Raw genomic sequence first — 24,756 nt, forward strand, 5'->3', positions numbered from 1 at the left:
ATAGGCGGTCATGGCCAGTCCCAAGCTCCTTCTCGTCGAAGACGACATCTCGCTCGCAGAGCTGCTCGAATACCGCTTCACCAAGGAAGGCTATCGCGTTCGCTCGACGCCCGACGGCGACGAGGCACTCGAGATGGCGGAGGAAGATGCGCCCGACCTCGTGATCCTCGACTGGATGATCGAAGGCACCAGCGGGATCGAAGTCTGCCGCCGCCTGCGCCGCGCCAAAGGCACGGAGCACGTGCCGATCATCATGCTGACGGCCCGTGAAGCCGAAGACGACCGCATCCGCGGGCTCGACACCGGCGCGGACGATTACATCACCAAGCCGTTCTCACCGCGCGAGCTGCTCGCCCGCGTCTCCGCCGTGCTGCGCCGGGTCCGCCCGGCCTTGGCCGGCGAGACGATCCAGGTCGGCGACATGAAGCTCGATCCCGTGGCCCACCGCGTCGAGCGCGAAGGCAAAGAGCTCAAGCTCGGCCCGACCGAATACCGCCTGCTGGCGTTCTTCATGGAGCACCCGCGCCGGGTCTTCTCGCGCGCGCAACTGCTCGACGCGGTCTGGGGCACCGGCAGCGAGATCGAGGAACGCACCGTCGACGTCCACATCCGCCGCCTGCGCAAGGCGATCGAAGCCGGCGGTGCACCCGACCCGATCCGCACCGTCCGCTCCGCCGGCTACGCGCTGGAGCCGGTGTAGGGTTCTTCCGGCTGGGTTCGTGCCGAGCCTCACGTGGTTCGACAAGCTCACCACGAACGGTAAGAGCTTGCGATAACGTACTGAATACTACCTAAACCGTTCGTCCTGAGCTTGTCGAAGGACCAGCACGCAACATACGTGGTTCGACAAGCTCACCACGAACGGCTGGAATCTGCGAAACCATCAAGCACGCCCCCCCATCCGTTCGTCCTGAGCTTGTCGAAGGACGAACTGGCACGCCGCTTCAGACCTGCGAGCCGCTCAGCGGCAGAACCCTCCCCATCCGCGCGAAGCCTGGTCCAGGTGCAGGTGATCGCGATGCGCCTCGTTGTAGTCCGGCGAAAGCACGGTGCCGAAAATGCCGCAGGCGCCGTCGCGCACGCGGTGGAGGAACGCCGCTTCATCGTCCTGCTCGTCCTCGCCGCCCCAGTCGCCGAGCACGCTGATCCGCCGCCCGTCCGCCAGCACGAACGCGCCGACGTCGAGCGCATTGCCGGTGGCGTGCTCGCTCCAGCGGCCGGTGCCGCGGCCATAAAGCCGGCGGCAACTGTAGGCGCCGAAATGCTCGATCCGCTCGACCGGAGACCCGAGCAGCTCTTCCGCCGCCGGCTGCACCTCGCGCACCAGCCACAACTCGAGCGCGGCGCCGACCGCGCAAGTGACCGGCGGCCGGTCTGGCACAAGCGGGAGCCCGGTCATCACCGTGCGATCCTCCCGCAGGCATTCGCCCTCGCCCGCCGGATCGAGCACGGAGAACTCGACCGCGCTGCGCTCCAGCACCGCCCGGCACTCGGCCGGATTGCCGCGCAAGCCGGCGATCTTCTTCTGCGTCGCCCAACCTGGGGGATGGCGCAAGTCCAGCGGAGCCCAGGGATCGTGCTGCGGGTGATCGTGCAACCAGGCGCGCGCGGCCAGGAACAGCGCGCCGACGATCAGCAGGGCCAAGGCAGGCTTGTCGATCGAGGGAACGCGCACAGGCGACCTATGCGCTACCTTCCGAACAGTTCCGCCAAGATGGCTAGTGCAATGGCGATGAAGGTGAGACCAACTCCGCGATCGAGCCAGAGTCGCGTGCTCGGTCGCTCCATCGCTTTGGCAATGCGGCTGCCAGCGCCGATATAGAGTAGGCCTAGCGCAACATCGATCACCATGGCGACAATTGCGAGCACCACTAGCTGTGGCACGACCGGGCTGCGGGTGTCGACGAACGGCGGCAGCAATGCCACGATGTAGACTAACGATTTGGGATTGCCGATCGCCACGAAGATTCCGTCGCGGAAGGCGTGCCGCGACGAGCCGCGGGCTGGTTCCACACCCTCGTCGGCCGCAGCTCCCGTATGGCGCAGCGCCTGCACTCCCAGCCATGCAAGATAAAGCGCTCCGCCTACTGCCAACAGGCGAAAGGCTAGGGGAAAAGCCGCCGCCAGCGTTCCAAGGCCGGCTGCCGCGAGCAGCCACCATACGATGTAGCCCAGTTGCACTCCGATAAGTGCAGCAGTACCGGAACGGGCACCGCGCCAAATCGATTGGCTGAGCACGAACAGCATAGATGGACCGGGTACGAGGCTACTAAGCCCCGTCACCAGCGCGAAGGCAGCGACCTTTTCTGCGTCCATTTTGGCCTCCCCGGACAGGGAGCTAATGGAAGTCGCGCGACTTGGGAATGACCCGCACATCGCGCGGGTGCTGCAGCAGGAACTCGTTGGGGTCCTGCGGCCCCGGCAGTTCGCGCGGCGCGGGGCGGCTGTGCGGAGGGTTCTTGCCGTGGTCGCCGTGGGCCAGGGCCGGCCTCAGCAGCCCGTCGGCCAGCTTGCCGAGTTCGCCGGTCGCGTCGACCAGGTGGGTCGCGATCACATGGACCACGTCGTCGTCGTATTCCACGCGCCCGCGCACTTCCATCAGGCGCGAGCCCATGACCACCTTGCGGTATTTCGCCATCGTGTCGGGCCAGATGACGAGATTGGCAACGCCGGTTTCGTCCTCGATCGTGATGAACACCACGCCTTTCGCGCTGCCCGGGCGCTGGCGGATCAGCACGACGCCGGCGATGTCGATCATCGCGCGGTGCTTGCGGGCGCGCAAGTCGCAGGCCCTCACAAAGCCGCGCTGGGCCAAGCCTTCGCGCAGGAAGCTCATCGGATGGGCCTTCAGGCTCAGCCGCTGGGTCTGGTAATCGGCGACCACCTCTTCGCTCAGCGTCATCTGCGGCAGCGCGGCAGGCTCCGCATCGGCGCCCTCGCCCTGCGTCTCGGCATAAGCGAACAGCGGCAGGTCCGGCCCGGATACGAGGCTCCTGGCATCCCACAGCGCCTGCCTGCGCGGCAGGTGGAGCGAACCGAAGCAATCGGCCGCGGCGAGCCGCTCGATATTCGCGGGCGAGAGCCCCGCCCGGCTGCGCAGCTCGGCAAGGTCGCGGAACGGCCCACCGGCTTCGCGCGCCGTCACCAGCTTCGCGGCGACGTGCCAAGGCAGGCCCTCGACCTGGCGCAAGCCCAGGCGCAGCGCGACCCCGGTGTCGAGCCGCCAACGGCCATTCCCGTTAACTCCGTCATCCCCGCGAAAGCGGGGATCGCTGGCCTCCCGGTTCGGCCTGGGGGCCAGCGGTCCCGGATCGAGTCCGGGACGACGAGCCTCTTCCAGCGTGCAGTCCCACTGCGAATGATTGACGTCGATCGGCAGGACGGTGACGTCATGCTCCTGCGCATCACGCACGATCTGCGCCGGGGCGTAGAAGCCCATCGGCTGCGAGTTCAGCAGGGCGCAGGCGAACGCCACCGGGTAGTGGCACTTGACCCAGCTCGAGACATAGACGAGGTGCGCGAAACTGGCCGCGTGGCTTTCGGGGAAGCCGTACTCGCCGAAGCCCTTGATCTGGTTGAAGCAGCGTTCGGCGAACTCCGGATCGTAGCCGCGCTGGACCATGCGGCCGACCATCATGTCCTCCAGCTCGCTGACCATGCCGCGGCTGCGGAACGTCGCCATCGCCTTGCGCAGGCGATTGGCTTCGGCCGCGGTGAACTTCGCCGCGTCGAGCGCGATCTTCATGGCCTGCTCCTGGAAGATCGGCACCCCGTACGTGCGGCCCAGGATGGACGAAAGCTCGTCGGATGGGCCGTGCTCGGGCGCTGGGCCGGGAAGGCGAAGCTCGGGCTTGCCTTCCCGCCGGGCCTTGCGCTGCTTGAGGTAGGGATGGACCATGTCGCCCTGGATCGGCCCGGGGCGGACGATCGCCACCTGCACGACCAGGTCGTAGAACTCGCGCGGCCTCAGGCGCGGCAGCATGTTCATTTGCGCCCGGCTTTCGACCTGGAACACGCCGACCGAGTCCGCCTTGCACAGCATGTCGTAGACCTCCGGATCCTCCTGCGGAACAGTGGCCAGGGTCAGGCTACGATCATGATGACTTTCAACGAGATGCAGGGCCTTCCTGATACATGTCAGCATGCCCAGGGCGAGCACGTCGATCTTGAAGATGCCGAGATCGTCGAGGTCGTCCTTGTCCCATTCGATGAAGCTGCGATCCGGCATCGCGCCGTTGCCGATCGGCACGGTCTCGGTCAGCAGCCCTTCGGTGAGGATAAAACCGCCGACGTGCTGGCTGAGATGGCGCGGCATGCCGATCATCTGCTCGGTCAACTTCAGAACGCGTCTCAAGTGCGGGTCGGAAAGGTCCAACCCCGTTTCCGCCAGGATATGCTGCTCGTCGAGCTCGCGGCCGTACCCGCCCCAGACCGTACGGGCCAGGGAAGCGGTTACGTCTTCGCTGAGGCCCATGGCCTTGCCCACCTCGCGGATCGCCATGCGCGGGCGGTAATGGATCACCGTGGCGCAAAGGCCCGCGTGGTCGCGGCCGTACTCGCTGTAGATGTGCTGGATCACCTCCTCGCGCCGCTCATGCTCGAAGTCGACGTCGATGTCCGGCGGCTCGCACCGCTCTTCGGAGATGAAGCGGTCGAACAGAAGCTGGTGCGTGGCCGGGTCGACGGACGTGATGCCGAGGCAGAAGCACACCGCGGAATTGGCCGCGGACCCGCGCCCCTGGCACAGGATCGGCGGCTCCTGGCTGCGGGCGAAGTCGACGATCTCCTTGATCGTCAGGAAGTAGGGTGCGAGTTCCAGCTTGCGGATCAGCGCCAGCTCGTAATCGAGCGTCTTCCGAATGTCGTCCCTCAGGCCCTCGGGGTAGCGCCACTTCGCCCCTTCCCAGGTCTGCTGCTCCAGGTACCCCTGTGACGTCATGCCGCCGGGATAAGCCCGCTTCGGGTACTCGTACCGGAGCTCATCCAGGCTGAACCGGCAGGCATCGGCCACCTCGCGTGACGTCATGATGGCATGGGGCCAGCGCTCGAACAGCCTGATCATCTCGGCCGGGCTCTTGAGGTGCCGCTCGGCATTGGCGTGGAGCAGATGGCCGGCCTCGGCGACCGTGGTCTTGTGCCGGATCGCCGTCATCACGTCCTGCAGCGGTCGCCGCTCGGGCGCGTGGTAATGAACGTCGTTGGTGGCGAGCAGCGCCAGGCCGTTCGCCCTCGCGAGCCCGTCGAGCCGGTCGATCCGCGCGATGTCGTCCCCGGTGTAGAGATAGCTGGCGGCAAGATGGCGCAGTGTCGGGAGTTGCTCTGTGAGGTGGGGGAGGATCTCGGGGAATGAGGCGGTTAGTTCACGCGGAGGCGCGGAGGCGCGGAGAGAAGATTTGCGCTCGCAGAGGCGCAGAGGCGCGGAGGGTTCTTGCGCCGCAGGCAATACATCGTTCGAAATTGAGAGCGGCTTCGCCGCAGACGTGCCTTCTCTGCGCCTCCGCGCCTCTGCGAGCGCCATTCTCCGCGCCTCCGCGTCTCCGCGTGACCCCGGAAAAGGAATGACGTTGCCTTCGACCTCAATCGTGATCTCCGCGTCCAGGTCGGCCGGCGGCAGGAGGATCAGTTGCACGCCCTCGGAATGGTCCGCCAGCATGGCCAGGTTGATCTGGCACACGCCTTTGTCCTGCCATTCGCCTTCGGGCGTCTGCATCCGCCCGGCGGAGATCAGCCGGCAGAGCCGCCCGTAAGCCGCGCGGTCGGTCGGATAAGCGAGAAACGCCAGACCTTCCACGGTTTCTATGCGGCAGCCGATAACCGGCTTCAACTTAACGGTTTTTGCTTCGGTATGGATGCGCACGATGCCGGCCATCGAGTTGGCGTCGGCGATCCCCAACGCATCGTAGCCGAGCGCATGGGCGGCGAGCACGAGATCGACCGCGTCCGATGCCCCGCGCAGAAAAGTGAAGCAGCTCACCAGGCCCAGCTCGACGAAGGGCGCGCGCGGCGGCGGTGCTATCGCGTCCGGATCGATCTTGATCCGGCGCTTGCCGGGCGTGAGCGGTGCTTCGGGCATGCCATACTCACCCGGCCAGCTCCGCCAGGCGTTCGGCGACGGCGGCAAGATCGGCGCGGAACAGGCGTTCCTGCTCGACCCGCGCCTCGTCGCGCAGGCGCAGCAGGTAGGATGGGTGCGCGGTGATCCACAGCTCGCTGCCGTCCTCCAGACGGTGCGCTTCGCCCCGGGCGCGGGTTATGCTCACCGTCTTGCCGAGCAGGCCGCGCGCGGCGCTGGCGCCGAGTGCCAGCACGAGCTTGGGCTGGACGAGCTCCCGCTCCCCATCGAGCCACCAGCGGCAGATGTCGATCTCCTTGGCGGTCGGCGACTGGTGCAGCCGACGCTTGCCCCGCTGCACGTACTTGAAGTGCTTGACCGCGTTGGTGACGTAGACCTGCCCCCGGTCGATCCCGGCTTCGACCAGGTAGCTGTCGAGCAACTGACCCGCAGGGCCGACGAAAGGCTTGCCGGCAAGGTCTTCCTGGTCGCCCGGCTGCTCGCCGACGACCATCAGCGCGGCATGCTTCGGCCCTTCGCCCATGACCGCCTGGTTCTCCAGCTCGCCGATCGGGCAGCGGCGGCACTGGTGAATCGCTTTTTCTATGGCGGAAAGGGACTTAAGCCGCTCTTCCTCATAGCCTTTGCCAGCTGCAACCATGGCCGCCTCGCGTCCTTGCGCGCCGGCCACGAGCCCGGGAATGAGCGCCGCCTCCGGCATGTTCTTCCAGTACTTGCGGGGCATTTCCTTGAGCATCGCCCCGACCTTCAAACGCGCGGGGTTGAAGATCGATGCGTAGTACTTGCGCCAGAAGTCCTCCATCGGATCGCCGGCAGGCGCGTCGGACCGCTCCGCCGGCGGGCCTTCCGCCAGGGTCTCCCCGTCCCAGTGCAGCGAACCCTTGGGCGTCAGGATCGACCAGGCCATGTTGGCGAACCGGCGCACGAAGAACCCGCCATTGGCGCGCAGGATGTGGTGCTCCGGCTCGAACCAGGCGACGAAGCGCTCCGCCCCGCCATCTCCCTCGACCCGCCGGAAGCGCACGAAGGCACGCATCTTGTGAATGTCGCGGCGAACCGCACGGGCCAGCGCGTCGATGCGGCGGACATCGCCGTCGGCGCCGTCCTCCATTATCCTGGGGTTGGCCTGCAGCCGCCAGAGCAGGCGGTAGAGCAGATCGAAGCGACCGGGATCGGAATGGCACACGGCGCTGCGGGCAAGCTCCACGAACGGCCTGCTGGCCCGCACGACCGGCGCAGCGGCCCCCGGCGCCGGCACGGGCCTGCCGCCGTGCCCGAACAGGCTTTCGAAGCCGCCGGGCTCGGTCCAGACCACCTCGTCCGGCCGCACGCCGCCCTGCACCAGCAGTCGGGCCTGATCGCGCCAGAACTCGAAGTCGTCCGGCTCGGGCATCTCGACGACGCAGGCTTCGGCCGCATGCATGGCAGGGAACGCGGCCGTCATGCCGCGAACAGCTCCAGCTGGGTGGCCTTGGGCGCCAGCATGGCCCGCAAGTCCGCGCGGTCGGTCAGGGTGACCGGGCGCCAGTCGGCGGTGACGATGAACGGCCGCATCTTGGCCACCGAGACGGTCAGCCGCCCCACATCCTCCAGGCGTAAGGTCCGATGGCGGCGTGACGCCAGAATGCGGTCCACCGCCCGCACGCCCAGCCCCGGCACGCGCAGCAGCATCTCCCGCGGCGCCCGGTTGACGTCGACCGGGAAGCGCTCCCGGAACCTGAGCGCCCAGGCGAGCTTGGGATCGATATCGAGCGGCAGCATGCCGTCAGCGCCCGCCGCATCGGCCACTTCGCCGGGGGCATAGCCGTAAAAGCGCATCAGCCAGTCCGACTGGTAGAGTCGATGCTCACGGATCAGCGGCGGGCGCTTGAGCGGCAGCACCGCGCTGGCGTCGGGGATCGGGCTGAAAGCGGAGTAATAGACCCGGCGCAGCTTGAAGCGTCCGTAAAGCTGGCTGGCCTTGCCGACGATGTCGGCATCGGTCGCCGCATCCGCCCCCACGATCATCTGCGTGGACTGGCCGGCGGGCGCGAACTTTGGGGCATGCTTGAAGCGCTTGGTGGCGTCCGCCCCTTCGCTGATCGCCGTCTTCAGCCCGCCCATGGCGCCTTCGATGCGTCCGGCGTTCTTGTCCGGCGCCAGGCGCGTCAGCCCGGCCACCGTCGGCAGTTCGACGTTGATCGACACGCGGTCGGCATAAAGCCCCGCCTGGTGGACAAGCTCCGCATCCGCCTCGGGGATCGTCTTGAGGTGAATGTAGCCGCGAAAATCGTGCTCTTCCCGCAGGATACGAGCCACTTCTATCAACTGCTCCATCGTGTGGTCGGGGCTTTTGACGATCCCGGAGGAGAGGAACAGCCCTTCGATGTAGTTGCGGCGGTAGAAGCTCAGCGTCAGGTCGGCCACTTCCTGGGGCGTGAACCGGGCACGCCGCACGTTCGAGCTCTTGCGGTTGATGCAGTAGTGGCAATCGAACACGCAGTGGTTGGTCAGCAGGACCTTGAGCAGCGAAATGCACCGCCCGTCCGGGGCATAGGCGTGGCAGATGCCCATCCCTTCGGTCGAGCCGATGCCTTTCCCGCCCGCACTGCTGCTGCGCTTGGCAGTGCCGGAGGAGGCGCAGGAGGCATCGTACTTCGCCGCATCGGCGAGGATTTCCAGCTTCTCAAGGAGACTCGGTTGGGCCATTTGTTCCATATATGTTCTACACTTACATTCGCCAAGGACTCTCTTCAGGGACCCGGCTTTTTCATGCGCACAGCCCCTGCAGGAACCAGTCGGGCGCCCCGCCCCGCCCGTCGCCGGCGAGGCCGAGCCGGTAGATCCAGTAGCGGCGCCCCTCGCGGTCCTCGATGCGGTAGTAGTCGCGCAGGCGGGTGCCGCCGCGCTCGCGCCACCATTCGGGCGCGATCCGCTCGGGCCCTTCGATGCGGACGATGTCGTGCGCCTTGCCGCGCCAGCGGAAGCTTCGCGGGAAGCCGTCGGGCGTCGGGTAGAGCACCGCGATCTTCTCCGGCCGGTCGAGCAGCTTGAGCGGGCGCTGGTGGAAGGCCAGCTCGCCCTGGCTTGCCGGTTCGGGCGCGAGCGGCGCCTGCCAGCGCTGGGCCCGCTCCGGGATATGGCTGGGGTGCGGGACCGGGCGGCGGACCGCCTTCTCGCCGAGGCGCATGGCCAGGCGGTCGATGCACACGGCAAGGCTCGTGCCCTGGCCTTCGGCCCCGGCCTCGATATCGCCCTGGGCCAGCGGCAGCGGCTCGGTCCAGCTCGCCCGCAGGCGGACCGTTTCGAAGCCGAAGCCGGCATCCACGTCGTCGAGCTTGCCCGCGAACAGGCGGCAGACATGCGCCGCATCGCGCGTGGCGGCGGCGAATTCGAGGTGGCGCAAGGCCACTTCGCCATCGACGCGCCAGAGGCCGATCTCGAGCCGCCGCGCCCCCTGGGCCCGGCTTTCGAGTTCGCGCACCATGTCGGCGGCGAGATCGGCCACGACCTGGTCGAGCAGCTCGCGGTGGCGGATCGGCTCCATCAAGCGGCGCTGGACCAGCGGCGCGGGTACGGCGAAGACCGGCAGCAGCGGCTCCGGCAAGCGGCCGAGCAACTGGTCCATCCGCAGCAGCGGATTGGCGGCGGGGGAGCGGCGGTTGCGGAAGCGCCGCTGGATCGCGTCGCGCCTGATGGTCCCGACCTGCCCGATCCGCTTGAGCCCGAGGCGGCGAAGCACGGTGAGCACATCGCCCTCCAGCCTGAGCGCAGCGACCGGCAGGTTGGCGAGACGCTTGGCGGCATCGCTCTCCGGCGCGAGGATCGCCCGCTCCGGTCCGTAATGCGCCAGCGCCCAGGCGGCGCCGGCGGTCGGGGCGATGGCCAGCCTGGCCCGGAGACCGCGCCTGGCGAACATGTCCTGCGCATCGGCCAGCAGCCGTTCCTCCCCGCCGAACAAGTGAGCGACGGCGGTGACGTCGACCAGCAGCCCGTCGGGCCGGTCGAGCGCGCTCCACGGCCCCCAGCGCTGCGCCCACAGCGCCAGCTTCCCGAGCAGGGCCAGGTCGCCCGCCGGATCGCTCGGGCTGACCCTGATCTGCGGGCACAGCGCGCGGGCGTCGGCAAGGCGCATCTCCGGCCGTGCGCCGGCGGCGAGGCCGGCGTCGTTGGCCGCTTCGATCCGCGGGCCGTGCGCGGTCTCGGCGATCAGTGCGTGCGGTTCGGCATCGGCGCCCTCCCCCTCGGCGCAGCCGGCTTCAAGACGCCAGCGGTCGATCGCCAGCCGCGCGAGCCAGATCGACATGATCCGGCGTGGTGGCGGCGAGGCGGTCGGCGGCGAGGTGGTTTCCCTCATCGCGTAAGATCCATTCTCCGGGGGCATGGGCGCGGGCGCGGAACAGTTCGGCACGCCAGCTCGGGCGGCCGGGCGCGGCGGCGTTCCAGCGGGGGGCGGACGACGGGGCGGATTTCACTTCCCAGCGCATCCGCGCCGAGCTGAGGTCGCGCGCGGCATCGAGCCGGACGAGGTAGAGCGGCACGCCGTGGCGCTCCGCCGCGAGGCTCAGGCGGCGCGATGCGGTGAAGTCGAGCGCACGGGGATTGCCCGCCAGCTCTCCGATCACGAAAGCAAGGTCGCGGCAGCGGACGCCTTCCTCCAGCGCGAACAGCATGTCCTCGGGCGTCTTGGCCGCGACATGGATCAGCCGCCCGCGCAGCGTCTCCGGCAAGCCGTGGCGATAAGGCCGCCCGCCGAGCCGCAGTGCGGCGGCGTCCTGTACCCAGAGGAACGGGCGCGCTTCCCGCTGCTCCCCTTCGGCAGGGCGCAAGCCGTCCAGCGCCAGCGCCAGCGCGGCGGCCGCCCCGCCCGCTTCGTCTCCCGCTGCGAAGACCTCGCTATGCCGCGCGTCGGCCAGGCCGGGGCGCCAGCGGGGCGCCTGTTCGCCCAGAGAGGCAAGCTCTCCGGCAGTGAGGAAGCTACTTAGGTCCATAACGAATCGACTCCTAAGTTCTCTTTATGTTCCTCTTTGTTTTTGCTCGCAATCCGGTCGTGCCGATCCATCCAGTACGGCCAACGGTTTGCCCGAGGGTGCCGGTTGAAGTTGATCCCTGTCCCGACCACCCTCCCATTCCCCGTCACCCTGAACTCGTTTCAGGGCCCATTTCTCCGCTCGGGCGAGCTTGCTCGCGGGCGCGGCGTTGCCGCTCGTGTCCGGGCGCTCCGCCCCCAGCCGGGAGATGGATGCTGAAACGAGTTCAGCATGACGGGTTCGGAGCGAAGTGGGGCCGTGCAGTGGTGTGCTTGTCCTGCCGAATCCGGAACCAAGGCGCGGGCCGCCCCGTTTCGGGACCAAATCAAGGAGACTTTCGATGAGCGGCGACAAGACCCATGAGCTCAAGAACAAGTTCTGGACGGCGCTGGCCGACAGCCCGTTCCTGTTCCTGCAGCTCGACAGCGATCCCCACACCGCGATGCCGATGACCGCGCAGCTCGATAAGGACGCCAACAGCGCGATCTGGTTCTTCGTCTCGCGCGATCACACGTTCGCGCCGGGCGGCCCGGCCACGGCCACTTTCGCCGGCAAGGGCCACGACATGTTCGCCCGCTTCACCGGGGTGCTCACCGAAGAGACCAGCCGCGAACGGCTGGAGAAGCAGTGGAGCCGCCCGGTCGAGGCATGGTTCGACGGCAAGGACGATCCGAACCTGTTGATGCTGCGGATGGACCTCGGCCAGGCGGAGATCTGGAACGGCGATCTCGGCTTCTTCGATACCACGAAGATGCTGCTCGGCTTCGATGTTCGCGAGGAAGCCCGCGAGGAGCACCTCAACACCACCTTGTAAGCGCTTGACCGAACGCGCGTCACGCGCGTGGGGTCGCTTCCCCGGGGAAGCGGCCCCAACTCAGGCCCGGATCAGGGCCGGCCGCGATCTTCCACGCCGGGAATGTCCGGCTCCAGATCGGCATATTCCGGCTCGTGCACTTCCACGATGCCGCGGCCCAGGTGGCTGCGCTGGCGGCCATAGACCAGGTAGACGACGATCCCGATGGCGGTCCACGCCGGCAGCATGATCATCGCCTCGAACGGCAGGTTGAGAAACAGGAACACGCAGCCGCCGATGGTCAGGGGCCCGATCAGCCACAGCGCCGGCACCCGGAACTTGCGGGCCCGCGAAGGATCCCTTCGGCGCAGCAGCATCACCGAGACCGCCACCATCATGAATGCGTAGAGCGTGCCGGCGTTGGAGATGTCCGCCAACTGCCCAACCGGGAAGAACGCGGCCGCCACGGCCACCACGCAGCCGGTGATCGCGGTCACCACATAGGGAGTCCGCCACTTCGGGTGCACTTTGCTGAGGACTTCCGGCAGCAAGCCGTCGCGGCTCATCACGAAGAAGATCCGCGTCTGCCCGAACAGCAGCACGAGGATCACCGAAGGCAGCGCAACGAAGGCGGCGATGCCGAGCATGTTGCCGACGCCGGAGAAGCCGATCTGCCGCAGCACGTGCGCCAGCGCTTCGTCCGAGCAGACCAGGGCCGCGGAGAATTCGGGCAGCGCGCACTGCCGCGCCAGTTCGGCCGAGCCTGCCGGGAACGGCGCCTGGCCGCCGGTGATGAAGCCGTCGGGGCCGATGGGCTGCCCGCCGATCGCGCCGATCGCACCTGCGGCGACGAGGATGTAGAACACCGTGCAGAACAGCAGTGAGCCGATCAGGCCGATCGGCACGTTGCGCTGCGGATCGCGGGTTTCCTCGGCTGCGGTGGAAACCGCGTCGAAGCCGACATAGGCGAAGAACATCGTCGCCGCCGCGCCGACGGCTCCGACTCCCGAGCCGAATCCTCCGAATACTCCCGCCGGCAGGAAGGGGTTGAACCGCTCCAGCTCGACCTCCGGCAGCGTCAGCACCAGGAACGTCGTCAGCGCGGCGACCTTGATCGCCACGAGCACGGCGTTGACCTTGGCGCTCTCGCTCGTGCCGATGATCAGCAGGCCGGTAACCAGCAGCGCGATGAACAGCGCCGGGAAGTTGATGAGGCCGCCCTCGACCCCGCCGAGCGCCAGCGGCCCGCCTGCCAGCCATGGCGGCAGCGCCACGCCGAGGAACTCGTTCAGGATCGTGCCGGTGAAATAACCGGACCAGCCGACCGAGACCGCCGCCGCGGCGATGGCATATTCCATGATCAGCGCCCAGCCGACCGTCCAGGCGAGAAACTCCCCCATGGTCGCGTAGCTGTAAGTGTAGGCGCTGCCCGCCACAGGGACCATCGCTGCAATCTCGGCGTAACACAGCGCCGCCACGATACAGACCAGGCCGGCGACGGCGAAGGCGATCATGAGGCCGGGCCCCGCCTTCTGCGCGCCGGCGGCCGTAAGGACGAAGATGCCGGTGCCGATGATGCAGCCTATGCCCAGCAGCATGAGCTGGATCGGCCCGAGGGATCGATGAAGGGACTTCTTCTCTGCCGTGGCCAGGATGGCGTCCAACGGCTTCACACGTCCGAACATGCGGCTCCCCTCAAGTGCGGGCTGCGCGGACGCGCCCCATCTCTAAGCTGGTTACAACGCTAACCGCATTCGTGCGCGACGCAAGCGGCTTTGCAATCGCTTTGCACAACGGTGCACGGCGTCTTACACAGCGGTCATGTCCACCACCTTCCAGCTCGACACCGCGACCAGCCGGGCCAATCCCACGCCGCAGCCAATGCGGCGCCTCACAGTGCCGAAGCTGCGGGCTCGCAAGCAGGACGGTGTCACGGCCGAACCGCTGGTGGTGCTGACCGCCTATACCGCGCGCCAGGCTCAACTGCTGGACGAGCATTGCGACCTGCTGCTCGTCGGGGATTCGCTCGGCCAGGTGATCTACGGCCTGCCTTCGACCGTGCCCGTCACCCTGGAGATGATGGCCAACCATGCCGCCGCGGTGGTGCGGGGCAGCTATCACGCGGTGGTCGCGGTCGACATGCCGTTCGGGAGCTACGAAGGCTCGCCTCAGCAGGCGTTCGAGAGCGCTGCCTGGCTGATGAAGCAGAGCGGCGCCGCGGCGGTGAAGCTCGAAGGCGGGGAGGTCATGGCCGAAACGGTCGCGTTCCTCGTCCAGCGCGGCATCCCGGTGATCGGCCATGTCGGGCTGACGCCGCAGGCGGTCAACGTGCTCGGCGGCTATGGCGCGCGCGGCCGGACCGACGCGGAGGCGGACAAGATCGTCGGCGACGCCAAGGCGCTCGACAAGGCCGGCGCGTTCGCGATCGTCGTGGAAGGCGTGGTCGAGCCGATCGCCGTCGCGGTCACGCAAGCCGTCGCCTGCCCGACCATCGGCATCGGCGCTTCGGCCCAGTGCGACGGGCAAGTGCTGGTCACCGAAGACATGCTCGGCCTGTTCGAGCGCGTGCCCCGGTTCGTGAAGCGCTACGAGAACCTCGCCGAAACGATCTCCGCCGCGGCCGGGCACTACGCCAAAGAAGTGCGAGAGCGCAGCTTCCCCGGGCCGGAACAGACCTACGGGAGCGAATGAGCCAACACGGCGTTGCACCCCGGGCGCAAATTGCCTAGCGGGCGCGCTCCACGAAAGAACAGGGTCCACACATGGCCACGTTGAAGCGGTTCTACGGCTTTTCGCTCATCTTCACGATCATCTGCCTTGCGCTCGGCGCATGGTACGGCTGGTCGAGCACCGGCAGCCTCACCGGCACCCTGGCGCTGCTGTGGATCGTCGTCGTGCTTTCGGTGCTGGAGATCTCGCTCAGCTTCGACAACGCCGTGGTCAACGCCTCCGTCCTGACCAACATGGACCGGGTCTGGCAGAAGCGCTTCCTCACCTGGGGCATCGCCTTCGCGGTGTTCGGGATGCGGATCGTCTTCCCGCTGGCGATCGTCGCGATCGCCGCTGGGCTCGGGCCGATGCAGACGATCGACCTTTCGCTGAACAACCCGGCGGAATACGAGCGCATCGTCAGCTCCGCCCATGTCGGCATCGCCGGCTTCGGCGGCGCCTTCCTGGCGATGGTCGGCCTCAAGTTCTTCTTCGACGGCAGCAAGGACGTGCACTGGATCGGCGTGGTCGAGCGGCAGCTGGCTCGCTTCGCCGCCCTCCCGGCCGCCGAGGTCGCACTGTTGCTGCTGGCGCTGTGGGGCATCTCCAACATGCTCGAACCGGAAGAGGCGCTGACTTTCCTGGTTGCGGGTATCCTCGGCCTGGTGACTTTCATCGCGGTCGAAGGGATCAACGCGATCCTCGAGCTGCATGAGGAGAAGCAGCGGCTGCAGGGCGCCGTGGTCCGCAGCGGACTCGGCGGGTTCCTCTACCTCAACGTGCTCGACGCGTCGTTCAGCTTCGACGGCGTGATCGGCGCGTTCGCCCTGTCGAACAACATGATCGTCATCGCCCTGGGCCTGTCGATCGGCGCAATGTTCGTCCGCTCCATGACCATCCACCTGGTCGAGAAAGGCACGCTGGCGCAGTACCGCTTCCTCGAGCACGGCGCGTTCTGGGCGATCATCGCGCTCGGCGCGATCATGCTGATGTCGGCGGTGTTCCATATCCCGGAGACTATCACCGGGCTGATCGGCGCCACGCTGATCGGACTTTCGCTGTGGTGGTCGGTCCGCCACAACCGGCGGAACCCTACCGCGGCCGACTGAGCCGCGCCGCCAGCGGGGCGGAGAGCACGAGCTGCAGCAGGTGGTAGACCAGCACCGGCAGCAGCACGAGACCGGCGGTGCCCGCCCCGAACAGCACCGTCGCCAGCGGCGCGCCCATGGCGATGCTCTTCTGCCCGCCCGAGAACAGCAGCGCGATGCGGTCACCGCGCGCCAGGCGAAGGGCTCCACCCAGCAGCCAGACGCCGCCGAACGCAAAGCCGAGCAGCACGCAGACGGCGCCGAGAAGCACCGCCCAATCCGCCGGGCCCACGCGCTGCCACAGGCCCTCCTCCACCGCGCCCGAGAAGGCGACATAGACCGCGATGGCGATGGCCGTGCGGTCCATCCAGGTGGTCAGCATGCGGTGCTCGCGCACGAGGTGACCGAACCGGCCTTGCGCCACTTGTCCGATGACGAACGGCAGCAGCAGGATCAGCGCGATCTTCTTGAGCGCCGCGAGATCGAACGCAGCCGCTTCGCTCCCGGCCAGCAGCGAAAACAGCGGCGCGGTGAGGAACACGCCGAGGATGTTGAGCATGGCGGCCGCCACGACCGATGCCGCGACATTGCCGCCGGCGAGCGACGAGTAGGCCGTCGCCGATTGCACGGTCGAAGGCAGCGTGCCGAGATAGAGGAAGCCGAGCGCGACCAGCGGCGGCAACCAGCCCGCGAGGACCAGTGACAGACCCCATCCGGCCAGCGCCATCGCCCCGAAGCACCACGCGACCAGCGGCAGCAGGAAGCGCACGTTGCCAATGCCGCGCAAGACTTCCGCGCGCGGCAGGCGCAGTCCGTTGAGCAGGAAGAGCAGGAACACCGCTCCGTTGGCAACGGCCTGGGCGACGTCCCTGGCCGCTCCGGTAACCGGCAGCACCGAAGCCAGGAGGATCGCCAGGCCGAGCAGCCGGACGAGGGGATCGATTCGGCCGAAGGCTGCGGCGATGGGCATCGCCGGCGAGTGCCCGCGGGGAAGAAGCCTGTCCAGCCCGCTAGCGCAGCGCCAGCGCGGGTTGACTGGCCATGCGCAGCGCCTTGGCGAGCAGCACGTCAGACCCGGTCTCGCCTTCCCGCGTCACATCGAGGGCAGCGGCAAGGGCGCCGGTCGTGCGACTGCTGGAGCGTTGCAGCCGGTAAGCCCGGCGCGCGCTGGCCAACGCCGCGGAGGCGTTCCCGGTGGCCAGCTGCGCCCGGGCGAGATCGGCCAGCAGCTCAGGATCGCCTGCGCCGCCCGAGAGCGCGGCCGCGCGGCGCAGAAGCACAGCCGCCTTCGGCCAATCGCGTCGTTCCGCCGCACGGCGTCCTAGCGAGGCGGCAATGCCTCGGTCGCCCGGATAGGCGGCGAGGTAGGTGGCCAGCGCCTCCTCGGCCTGCCGCTCGCTGCCGAGCAGGCGCTGGGCCGCCGCGATGCGCTCCGCCAGCGGCGCGTTCCAGCGGACGCGCGCGGCCCGCCCGAAAAACTCCAGGGCCGCTGCCGGATCGCCGGCCAGCAAGGCTGCGTCGCCCGCGAGCACTTCGATATCGGCAGAGCCGGGATAGCGTTCCGTCAGTTGGCGCGCGAAAGCGGCGGCCTCCGCCGCACGGCCTTGCGACAGCATCTGCCGCACCATCTGCACTGCCACTTGCGGCCGCGCGGGATCGCCGCCCCAGCGAAAGATTTCGAGCTTGCCCTGTTCGGACAGGGGCAGCGCCCGCAGCGTCCGGTCGGGCCCCAGCGCCGCCCGGTCGAGCATGGGCGCCGCCAGATCGCGCCGCCCGGCCTGCTCGTGCGCGCGGGCGAGCAGCGCGAGCATGTAAGGCGTCGCGCCGGGGCTCGCCGCCCGTTCGCCGAAACGGTCGACGACTTCGCGCCCGTCGTTCACGGCCAGGAGCGCCCGGCCCAGCAGGCGCGCGACCATCGGATTGTCCGGCTGCCGGCGCGCCAGCTCGGCGAACCGCTCCACAGCCAGTGCGGGGTTGCCGCTGCGGAACTCCAGCACGCCCTCTAGCAGCATCCCGGCCGCCGTTTCGGCATAGGCGCCTTCGGTGCGCCAGAGCAGCCGCCGGGCGAGATCGTCGCGGCCCCCCCGCGCCGCCAGCACGGCCTGCAGGTAATAAGCCCGGGGATCGGTGCGGTCGATCTCGACCATCCGCCGGGCCACCCGCAGCATGTCCTTGTAGCGGCCCAGCTCGCCCAGAGTGGCGGCATATTCGCCCAGCAGGTCGATGTCGCCGGGGGCGCGCCGTACGGCCCCGGCGAACCACCGCAGCGCCGCCGGCAGCCCCTGCGAGTCGCGCACGAGGACGCCGCGAAAGGCCAGCGCCTGGGGCTCCCGGGGGTCGATAGAGAGGGCCCGCTCGGCGGCCTCCGCGGCGAGGTGCTGCTCACCCCCGCGATAGCGCATGCGGCCGATATCGACCCACAGCCGGGCATTGTCGCCGCCGGCCTGGAGCGCCCGGTCGAACGCCCGCGCCGCCGCCGGGAAATCGCCCTCGGCAAGCTCCAGCCGGCCCAGGGCATGAAAGCCGCGCTGCCTGCTTGCGGCGTCGAACCGGCCGGGCGCGAGCCAGCGCCGCGCTTCGCCCGGGTCGCCTTCGAGCAGCGCCGCCTCCCCCAGGTAAGCGGCCACGGCCTCTATGGAAGCGCCGGCCCGGAACGCCCGCCGCGCCGCGACTTCGGCGGAAATACCGTCCCCCTGCTCTATCGCAGAGGCAGCCTCGGCCAACGGATCGCGGCCGGGCCCCGCTAGCGCGGGGAGCGCCAGCAGGGTCAGCAGCGCCGCCAGCAGGATCCCGTCACGCCTGAAGGTCATACTGCTTGAGCAGGTCGTACAGCGTCGGGCGGCTGATCCCGAGCAGCTTGGCCGTGCTGGAGATGTTGCCTTCGGTCCGCGCAAGGGCGTGGCGGATCACCTTGCGGTCGGACTGCTCGCGCGCGGTCTTGATGTTGAGCGCTTCGGGTTCGCTCCCCACCGCGCTCTCCAGGTCGAGGTCCGCGGCGCTCACCAGCTTGCCGTCGGCCATGATCACCGCCCGCTTCACCCGGTTCTCCAGCTCGCGGACGTTGCCGGGCCAGGGCCAGGCATCGATCGCCGCCAGGGCATGGGGCGCGAAGCCCTTGACCTGTGGGTTCATCTCGCCGGCGAAGCGTGTGAGGAATGCTTTCGCCAGCAGCACCGCATCCCCCGGCCGATCGGCCAGGCCGGGTATCTTCACGACGATCTCGGCAAGACGGTAGAACAAGTCCTCGCGGAAGCGCCCGGCGGCGATCATCGCCTCCAGATCCTGATGTGTGGCGCAGACGATCCGCGTGTCGACCTCGATTGCCTTGCGGCCGCCGATGCGCTCGATCTGGCGCTCCTGCAGGAAGCGCAGCAGCTTGACCTGCAGCGGCAGCGGAATGTCGCCGACCTCGTCTAGGAACAGCGTGCCGCCGCTGGCCTGCTCGATCTTGCCCTCGGTGGTCTTCACCGCCCCGGTGAAGGCGCCCCGCTCGTGGCCGAACAGCTCGCTTTCGAGCAGGTTCTCGGGGATTGCCGCGCAGTTGATGGCCACGAAGTTGCCGCCCCTGCGGCCGCTCTCGTCATGCAGCCCGCGCGCCAGGAGCTCCTTGCCGGTGCCGCTGGCGCCCAGCAGCATGACGGAGACGTTGGTGTTGGCCACCCGCTCGATCATGCGCGCGACGCGGACCATCTCCGGCGCCGCGGTGATCAGCGATCCGAGCACCCGGTTCCCCTCGCCCGCCTTGTCCGCGAGCATCCGGTTCTCCGCTTCGATCCGGTGCAGGTTGAGCGCGCGGCGCACGATCAGCCCGAGCTGCTCGATATCGACCGGCTTGTGGTAGAAGTCGTAGGCCCCCCGGTCGATCGCGGTCAGCACGCTCTCGCGCGCGCCGTGCCCGCTGGCGACGATCACTTTGGTATCCGGCTTCAGGGCCATGATCTCGTCGAGCACGGCAAAACCCTCGCTCGTTCCGTCCGGATCCGGCGGCAGGCCGAGATCGAGCGTCACCACGAGCGGTTCCTCGGCGCGCAAGGCGGCGATCGCGCTCGCCCGGTCGCCGGCGACGATCACCTGGAAATCGTCATAGGCCCACTTGAGTTGGGCCTGCAGGCCCTCGTCGTCCTCGACGATCAGCAGCTTGGGTTTGCTTTCCGACATCATGCTACTTTCGCCTCGTGTTCCTGCATCATGCGCCTGAGCGCGGCCCTCTCGGCCAGCGGCAAGCGGATCGTGAACCGGGTGCCGAGCCCTTCATGGCTTTCCACGTCGAGCCGTCCGCCCATCGCCCGGATCGTCTCGCGCGCCTCGAACGCGCCGATGCCGAAGCCGCCGGGCTTGGAGGAGTGGAATGGCTTGAACAGCCGCGTGCGGATGAATTCGGGCGTCATACCGGATCCCGAGTCCACGATCTCGATCGCAACGTCGCCGTCGTGCCGCCGCGCCTCCAGCATCACCGGAAGCCCGCTTTCCGTCGCATCGACCGCATTCTGCACCAAGTGGATCAGCGCCTGTTCGAGCGCTTCGGGATGGGCGGAAACCTTGCAGTCCGGGCCCTCGTTGACCAGCACCGCGTGCTGCAGCCGGTAACGTTCGGCAATCCCGCGCAGCATCGGCTGGATCGAAACCGCGCCGGCCGCTTCCCCGGCTTGCGCGCCGTAGCGACCGAGCCGCTGGAGCAGCGCATTCAGCTTGTCGGCACTGTTGCGCAACGTGACCAGCATGTCGGCGCGGAAATCGGGATTGTCGGCGTGACGTTCGGCGTTGCGCGCAAGCAGCGAAAGCTGGCTGGCGAGGTTCTTGATGTCGTGCATCACGAAGGCGATCCGCCGGTTGAACTCCTCGAACCGAAGCGCTTCGCCCAGGGCGTCGTGGCTCGCCTGCTCGGCCAGATAGCTGGCCAGCTGGCGCCCGATCACCCGCAGCAGGTCGAAATCCTCCCAATCGAGCGTACGCGCATGGGGCGGACGGGCGAGCACGACCACGCCCAGCAGGCGCTCGTAATGCAGCAGCGGCACGAGCGCCCAGGCCCGCTCGTCGCCCGCCAGCCAATCCGGCACAAGGCCCTGCGGCAGGCCCTCGCGGGAGCCCAGCCGCCAGCGATCGAGATCGACGATGTACTCGGAATCAGCGAAGAACCGCGCGGCCGTTTCGTCCAGAGCCGGCGCCGGGACATGCTCGTCCTGCCATTGCCAGCGCGCCGCCAGCACCAGGCCGCCATCCTCGTCCGGCGTCAGCAGCAGGCCGGCGGGGCTGTCGGTGATGTCCGCCAGCGCCTGGACCGCGCGCTCGCGCAGCGGCAGCACCTCCGGCCCGCCGCCGCCCATAGTGCGGGTGAAGCGGAGCCATTCCTCGCGGTAGTCGTAGCGATGCTGGAACAAGTGCTTCGTCGCCGTGACGCGCAGCCAGCCGCGCATCCGGCGCGACGGCAGCACGATCAGCGCCAGGGCGCTGGCCACCGCGATGAACGCCAGCTGCGCCAGCCGCACGAAGTCGCCGTCGATCGCCGTCAGCCCCTGGAAGGCGACGACCATGACCAGGAAATACGCGCCGATCAGCAGCAGCGAGAACGACTGGAAGGCGAATGCGCGCGAAGGCCGGAACGCCTGCTGCCCGTTCTTCGACATCGCCCCGAGCGTCAGCAGGCCGACCATCGCAAGCGGCACGCAGCCGCGCAGCGCGGCCAGGAGCAGGGGAACGTCGCCGCCGAGATAGACGATCGTGTTGTAGTTCAGCTCGTAGACCCACAGCACCGCCAGCGCGGCGGCCGGCCAGCGCAGCGCCAGGCGGTTGGCCGGGGACGCGCCAACGTAGAGGTTGTGCACCAGCACCAGCGCGCCGGCGCAGAACAGCAGCCGGATGGACACTCCGGCGCGAACAAGTTCGTCCGCCGCGCTCACCTCCGCCGTGCCGATCCCCGTCAGGGTGATCGCGATCTGCAGGAACTCGACGAACGTCAGCGACAGCACCACCGGCCGGATCGGGCCAAGGCTGGCGTGGCGGCCGTCCTGCGCGAACAGCCCGTAGAGCACCCACAGCCAGGCGAGGTTCACCAGGCTGAACAGCAAATGCCCGGTCGCCGCCGTGAGCCCGAATGCGAGAACGGAGATGGCCCACATCGACGAGAGGACGATCGCCGCACCCATCGGGCGCGACACCGCGCCGATGGTCCCCCGCCGGGTGACCAGCCAACCGGCGAGGACCAGCCCGGCGATGGCCGAGATCAGGTACCCCGACAGCAGAACGGCCATGGCGACCCCGCCGCTCACCGTGCGCCTTCCGGCCAGAGGATCACGCGGAAGGTCTGCAGCAGGATCAGCAGATCGAGGAAGGGGGTGTAGTTCTTCGCGTAATAGAGATCGTATTCGAGCTTAGCCCGCGCGTCCTCGACCGATGCGCCGTACGGGTAGTTGATCTGCGCCCACCCGGTGATCCCGGGCTTGACCATGTGGCGCTCGGCATAGAACGGCAGCTTCTGCTCCAGGTCGTCGACGAACGTGGGCACCTCGGGACGCGGTCCGACGAAGCTCATGTGGCCCCGCAGCACGCTCCAGGTCTGCGGCAGCTCGTCGATGCGAACGGTTCGGATGAACCGCCCGATCCGGGTCACCCGCGGATCGCCAGCCTCGGCCCATCTCGCGCCGTCCTTCTCGGCGTCGCTGCGCATCGAGCGCAACTTGAGGACCTCGAACGGCACCCCGTAGAGGCCGATGCGGCTTTGGCGAAAGAAGGCCGGCCCGCGGCTGTCGAGCTTCACCAGCACGGCGAAGATCGCGATCACCGGCCATGTCAGCAGCAGCAAGGCGCCGCTGACCACGACGTCGAAGGCGCGCTTGGCCACGCTCGACAGCATCCGGCCCGAGGAGAACCCGTCGGAGAAGATCAGCCAGCTCGGGTTGAGGGTATCGAGATCGACCCTTCCGGTTTCCCGCTCGATGAAGCTGGAGAAGTCATTGACGTGGACCCCGGCGGTCTTGATCCGCAGCAGGTCCTTCAGCGGCAAGGCGTTGCGCCGTTCTTCCAGCGCGAGGACCACCTCGCTCGCGCGCAAGGCTTCCACGTGGCGGGAGAGGTCCTCGATCGCCGCGCGGGGGACGGCCCCTTCAACGACCGCGCGGCCTTCGTGCATCGCGATATAGCCGACGATGGAGAAGCCGCTCTCTGGCCGCTTTCCCAGCGCCTCTAGCCGCGCGGCCCGGGGGCCCGCGCCCAGCACCAGCACACGCCGGCGAAACGCATCGGCATCGATCAGGCTGCCGACGAGGATGCGGTTCACCATGAGGAAGGCGATCGCCAGCCCCATCGTGTAGGCCAGGGTCGAGCGCCAATAAGTGCTGCCGGGCAGCAGGAAGTCCACCAGCGCGAGAAACATCACCGCCAGGCTCACGCCCACGAGCATGCGCGCGCCGGCGAAGCGCATGGAGCGCAGGGCATCGGCGCCGTAGACGCCGACCGCGATCAGAGCGCTTTCCGTGATCGCCGCGAACCCGGCGAGCGCCCACAGGCGCTGGCCGAGCGTACCGGCATCCATCCCGATCTGGGCAGCGCGCAGCGTCCACGCGAGATCGCCCGCCAGCAGGAGCAAGGCGAAGTCGACCAGGCCCAGCAGCAACACCGCGTGCGGGATGTAATGCTTGAAGAGGCGGATCATCGCTCCCACCGGCCACGCCCACGCAAGACCGCGGACGCGGCCGGATTAGGGCGGAGAGATGAAGCGTCGGTAAATTTGACACAGGGAAATCGGGCCGCTGCGCAGGCAAAGCGTCGGGAAACCTGACACGTTCAGGATCAAGGCCTTGGCAGCGCAAGTGCGATCCTTGGCTGGGCTGATCCCCGGCCTCGCCGCGCGGATGCAGATAAGCACAGGTTGCTAGCTACAGGAGCGCAGTGTCATTCCGGTGTGAGAGCGAAATCCACCTGCACGGCCACCGCGCTGGTCGTCTGTCCCGTCATGATCATGGAGCCGCCAGTTCCCGCTGCTTCCTCCGGCGCCGGCCAGCCCCCGCCGCGGGCCTGGGTCGCGATCGGCGGAGGCGGAGGGGCAACCGGTACAGCGCCGGGCAAGTAGCGGTTCCCCTGGGCGCCGCCGGCGTCACGAATGGAGAGCACGCGCGAAATCTTGAGGCCCGCCGCATCCGCATAAGCTTCCGCCCGCGCCCGCGCCGCACGGTAGGCGGCGCCATAGGCCGAGTTGGCGGCTTTTTCCGGATCGGACATCCGCAGGTCGGGTCCGCTGACGATATTCGCGCCGGCTTCGGTGACTGCGGTCACCGCCTGCCCGGCACGGTCGACGTCGCGAACGGTCACCGAAACGATGTTGCTGGCCTGGTACTGGCCCTTTCGATCGCCGTAATCGATCCGCTGTACGCCCACGGCGCGGGTCTGGATGTCCCTCTCCGCCACGCCGGCACTTCGAAGCGCGGTGACGATCTCGCGAATATCGGCGGCGTTGGCTTCGCTGGCGGCGCGCGCGCTCGGCGCCCAGTTGTTCACTCCCGCCTCGAACTTCGCAACGTCGGGCCGGGTCTCGGCCTCGCCTGTGGCGCTTACGGACAAAAGGGTCTCGTCATGACCCACCCCACGCGGATCATAGGCCTGTTCACCGCAGGCTGAGAGAGACGCCATTCCTGCAAGCGCCACGAAGTACCGCATGCTCATCCAGTCCTTCACCGAGGGGAGCGTCAGCAGGCGTGATCCGAGTTAGCCGCCACAAGGGCAGTGCGGTTCACCAGCATCACGCCTGTCACTAAGTTCCCTCTAAGTATGCGCCCCTCGGCGCGGAACGCTTAGAGCGCCTAGTTGGCGACGGTGTTGGCCGCATCCTGGGCTGCATCGCCGACCTGTTCGGCCGCCGTGCCGACGCTGTTGGCCGCATCGGTGACCGCCGTGTCCTTCGCCACTTCGGCCCCGCTCATCTGCGTGAACGCCCAGATGCCCACGAGCAGTGCGATCAGCACGATCAGCGCGATCAGCCAGGTTCCGCCGCCGGAACGCCGTTCGTCGGTGACCACGGTGGTATGGGTGTGCGTCTGCCCTTCGGGGTCGCGAACCGTGGTGATGCGTTCTTCGGTCATTGGCCTTGTCCTC

General features: G+C 68.3%; 19 protein-coding genes. 4 read left to right on the forward strand and 15 right to left on the reverse strand.

The features are described from left to right. Nucleotides 1-10: 10 nt before the first annotated feature. Entirely contained in the window at nt 11-700 is a 690-nt protein-coding gene (phoB, locus tag GRI75_RS04065) for a phosphate regulon transcriptional regulator PhoB (RefSeq protein ID WP_160745683.1), read from the forward strand. 261 nt (nt 701-961) lie between these two features. On the opposite strand, the gene GRI75_RS14530 is transcribed toward phoB, so the two are convergent. From GRI75_RS14530 to GRI75_RS04095, 7 genes are all read right to left on the reverse strand, one after another. After that, entirely contained in the window at nt 962-1,675 is a 714-nt protein-coding gene (locus GRI75_RS14530; protein WP_328597923.1) for an extensin-like domain-containing protein, read from the reverse strand. A 14-nt stretch (nt 1,676-1,689) separates the two neighbouring features. Next, nucleotides 1,690-2,316: a LysE family translocator gene (locus tag GRI75_RS14535; protein WP_235911277.1), complete on the reverse strand. Its 627-nt coding sequence runs from the start codon at nt 2,314-2,316 to the stop codon at nt 1,690-1,692. A gap of 22 nt (nt 2,317-2,338) precedes the next feature. Continuing rightward, nucleotides 2,339-6,073: an error-prone DNA polymerase gene (locus tag GRI75_RS04075; RefSeq protein WP_160745685.1), complete on the reverse strand. Its 3,735-nt coding sequence runs from the start codon at nt 6,071-6,073 to the stop codon at nt 2,339-2,341. A 7-nt stretch (nt 6,074-6,080) separates the two neighbouring features. Then, nucleotides 6,081-7,517 carry a UdgX family uracil-DNA binding protein gene (locus GRI75_RS04080; RefSeq protein ID WP_235911284.1) on the reverse strand — a complete coding sequence of 479 codons (1,437 nt, stop codon included), beginning with the start codon at nt 7,515-7,517 and terminating at the stop codon, nt 6,081-6,083. After that, entirely contained in the window at nt 7,514-8,761 is a 1,248-nt protein-coding gene (locus tag GRI75_RS04085; RefSeq protein WP_160745686.1) for a putative DNA modification/repair radical SAM protein, read from the reverse strand. Before GRI75_RS04085 ends, GRI75_RS04080 begins: the two co-directional genes overlap by 4 nt. Nucleotides 8,762-8,822: 61 nt before the next feature. Beyond that, nucleotides 8,823-10,358, reverse strand: coding sequence for a DUF6504 family protein (locus tag GRI75_RS04090; RefSeq protein WP_202389587.1), 1,536 nt, complete (start codon nt 10,356-10,358; stop codon nt 8,823-8,825). Beyond that, on the reverse strand, nt 10,312-11,043 hold the full coding sequence (locus tag GRI75_RS04095; RefSeq protein ID WP_160745688.1) for a hypothetical protein: 732 nt from the start codon (nt 11,041-11,043) through the stop codon (nt 10,312-10,314). Before GRI75_RS04095 ends, GRI75_RS04090 begins: the two co-directional genes overlap by 47 nt. A 379-nt stretch (nt 11,044-11,422) precedes the next feature. Between GRI75_RS04095 and GRI75_RS04100 the strand changes: the two genes are divergently transcribed. Continuing rightward, nucleotides 11,423-11,896: a pyridoxamine 5'-phosphate oxidase family protein gene (locus GRI75_RS04100; protein WP_160745689.1), complete on the forward strand. Its 474-nt coding sequence runs from the start codon at nt 11,423-11,425 to the stop codon at nt 11,894-11,896. A gap of 71 nt (nt 11,897-11,967) precedes the next feature. Here the strand turns inward: GRI75_RS04100 and GRI75_RS04105 are convergent, their stop codons facing one another. Further along, nucleotides 11,968-13,560 carry an amino acid permease gene (locus GRI75_RS04105; RefSeq protein WP_160745690.1) on the reverse strand — a complete coding sequence of 531 codons (1,593 nt, stop codon included), beginning with the start codon at nt 13,558-13,560 and terminating at the stop codon, nt 11,968-11,970. 136 nt (nt 13,561-13,696) lie between these two features. Between GRI75_RS04105 and panB the strand changes: the two genes are divergently transcribed. Both panB and GRI75_RS04115 read left to right on the forward strand, forming a co-directional pair. Continuing rightward, nucleotides 13,697-14,566, forward strand: coding sequence for a 3-methyl-2-oxobutanoate hydroxymethyltransferase (panB, locus tag GRI75_RS04110; protein WP_160745691.1), 870 nt, complete (start codon nt 13,697-13,699; stop codon nt 14,564-14,566). A gap of 71 nt (nt 14,567-14,637) precedes the next feature. Further along, on the forward strand, nt 14,638-15,693 hold the full coding sequence (locus GRI75_RS04115) for a DUF475 domain-containing protein (protein WP_160745692.1): 1,056 nt from the start codon (nt 14,638-14,640) through the stop codon (nt 15,691-15,693). Here the strand turns inward: GRI75_RS04115 and GRI75_RS04120 are convergent. The 7 genes from GRI75_RS04120 to GRI75_RS04150 all read right to left on the reverse strand — a co-directional run bounded on the left by GRI75_RS04120 (nt 15,677) and on the right by GRI75_RS04150 (nt 24,743). Beyond that, the gene (locus tag GRI75_RS04120) at nt 15,677-16,642 is read right to left on the reverse strand and encodes a bile acid:sodium symporter family protein (RefSeq protein WP_160745693.1); all 966 of its coding nucleotides are present in this window, start codon (nt 16,640-16,642) and stop codon (nt 15,677-15,679) included. The two genes, GRI75_RS04115 and GRI75_RS04120, sit on opposite strands and share 17 nt — an antisense overlap. 40 nt (nt 16,643-16,682) lie before the next feature. Then, nucleotides 16,683-18,482, reverse strand: a complete 1,800-nt coding sequence (locus tag GRI75_RS04125) for a tetratricopeptide repeat protein (protein ID WP_160745694.1) — start codon at nt 18,480-18,482, stop codon at nt 16,683-16,685. Continuing rightward, nucleotides 18,466-19,830, reverse strand: a complete 1,365-nt coding sequence (prsR, locus tag GRI75_RS04130; protein ID WP_160746001.1) for a PEP-CTERM-box response regulator transcription factor — start codon at nt 19,828-19,830, stop codon at nt 18,466-18,468. The genes GRI75_RS04125 and prsR overlap by 17 nt, the downstream gene beginning before the upstream one ends. Continuing rightward, entirely contained in the window at nt 19,830-21,920 is a 2,091-nt protein-coding gene (prsK, locus tag GRI75_RS04135; protein ID WP_160745695.1) for an XrtA/PEP-CTERM system histidine kinase PrsK, read from the reverse strand. The genes prsR and prsK overlap by 1 nt, the downstream gene beginning before the upstream one ends. 14 nt (nt 21,921-21,934) lie before the next feature. After that, nucleotides 21,935-23,320, reverse strand: a complete 1,386-nt coding sequence (locus tag GRI75_RS04140) for a TIGR03013 family XrtA/PEP-CTERM system glycosyltransferase (protein ID WP_160745696.1) — start codon at nt 23,318-23,320, stop codon at nt 21,935-21,937. Between the two features lie 239 nt (nt 23,321-23,559). After that, nucleotides 23,560-24,225 (reverse strand): SIMPL domain-containing protein, encoded by a 666-nt coding sequence (locus GRI75_RS04145; RefSeq protein ID WP_235911285.1) that lies wholly within the window; start codon nt 24,223-24,225, stop codon nt 23,560-23,562. A gap of 239 nt (nt 24,226-24,464) precedes the next feature. Beyond that, on the reverse strand, nt 24,465-24,743 hold the full coding sequence (locus GRI75_RS04150; RefSeq protein WP_160745698.1) for a hypothetical protein: 279 nt from the start codon (nt 24,741-24,743) through the stop codon (nt 24,465-24,467). Nucleotides 24,744-24,756: the final 13 nt, after the last annotated feature.

This window comes from Croceibacterium soli (assembly GCF_009828065.1).
GTDB lineage: Bacteria > Pseudomonadota > Alphaproteobacteria > Sphingomonadales > Sphingomonadaceae > Croceibacterium_B > Croceibacterium_B soli.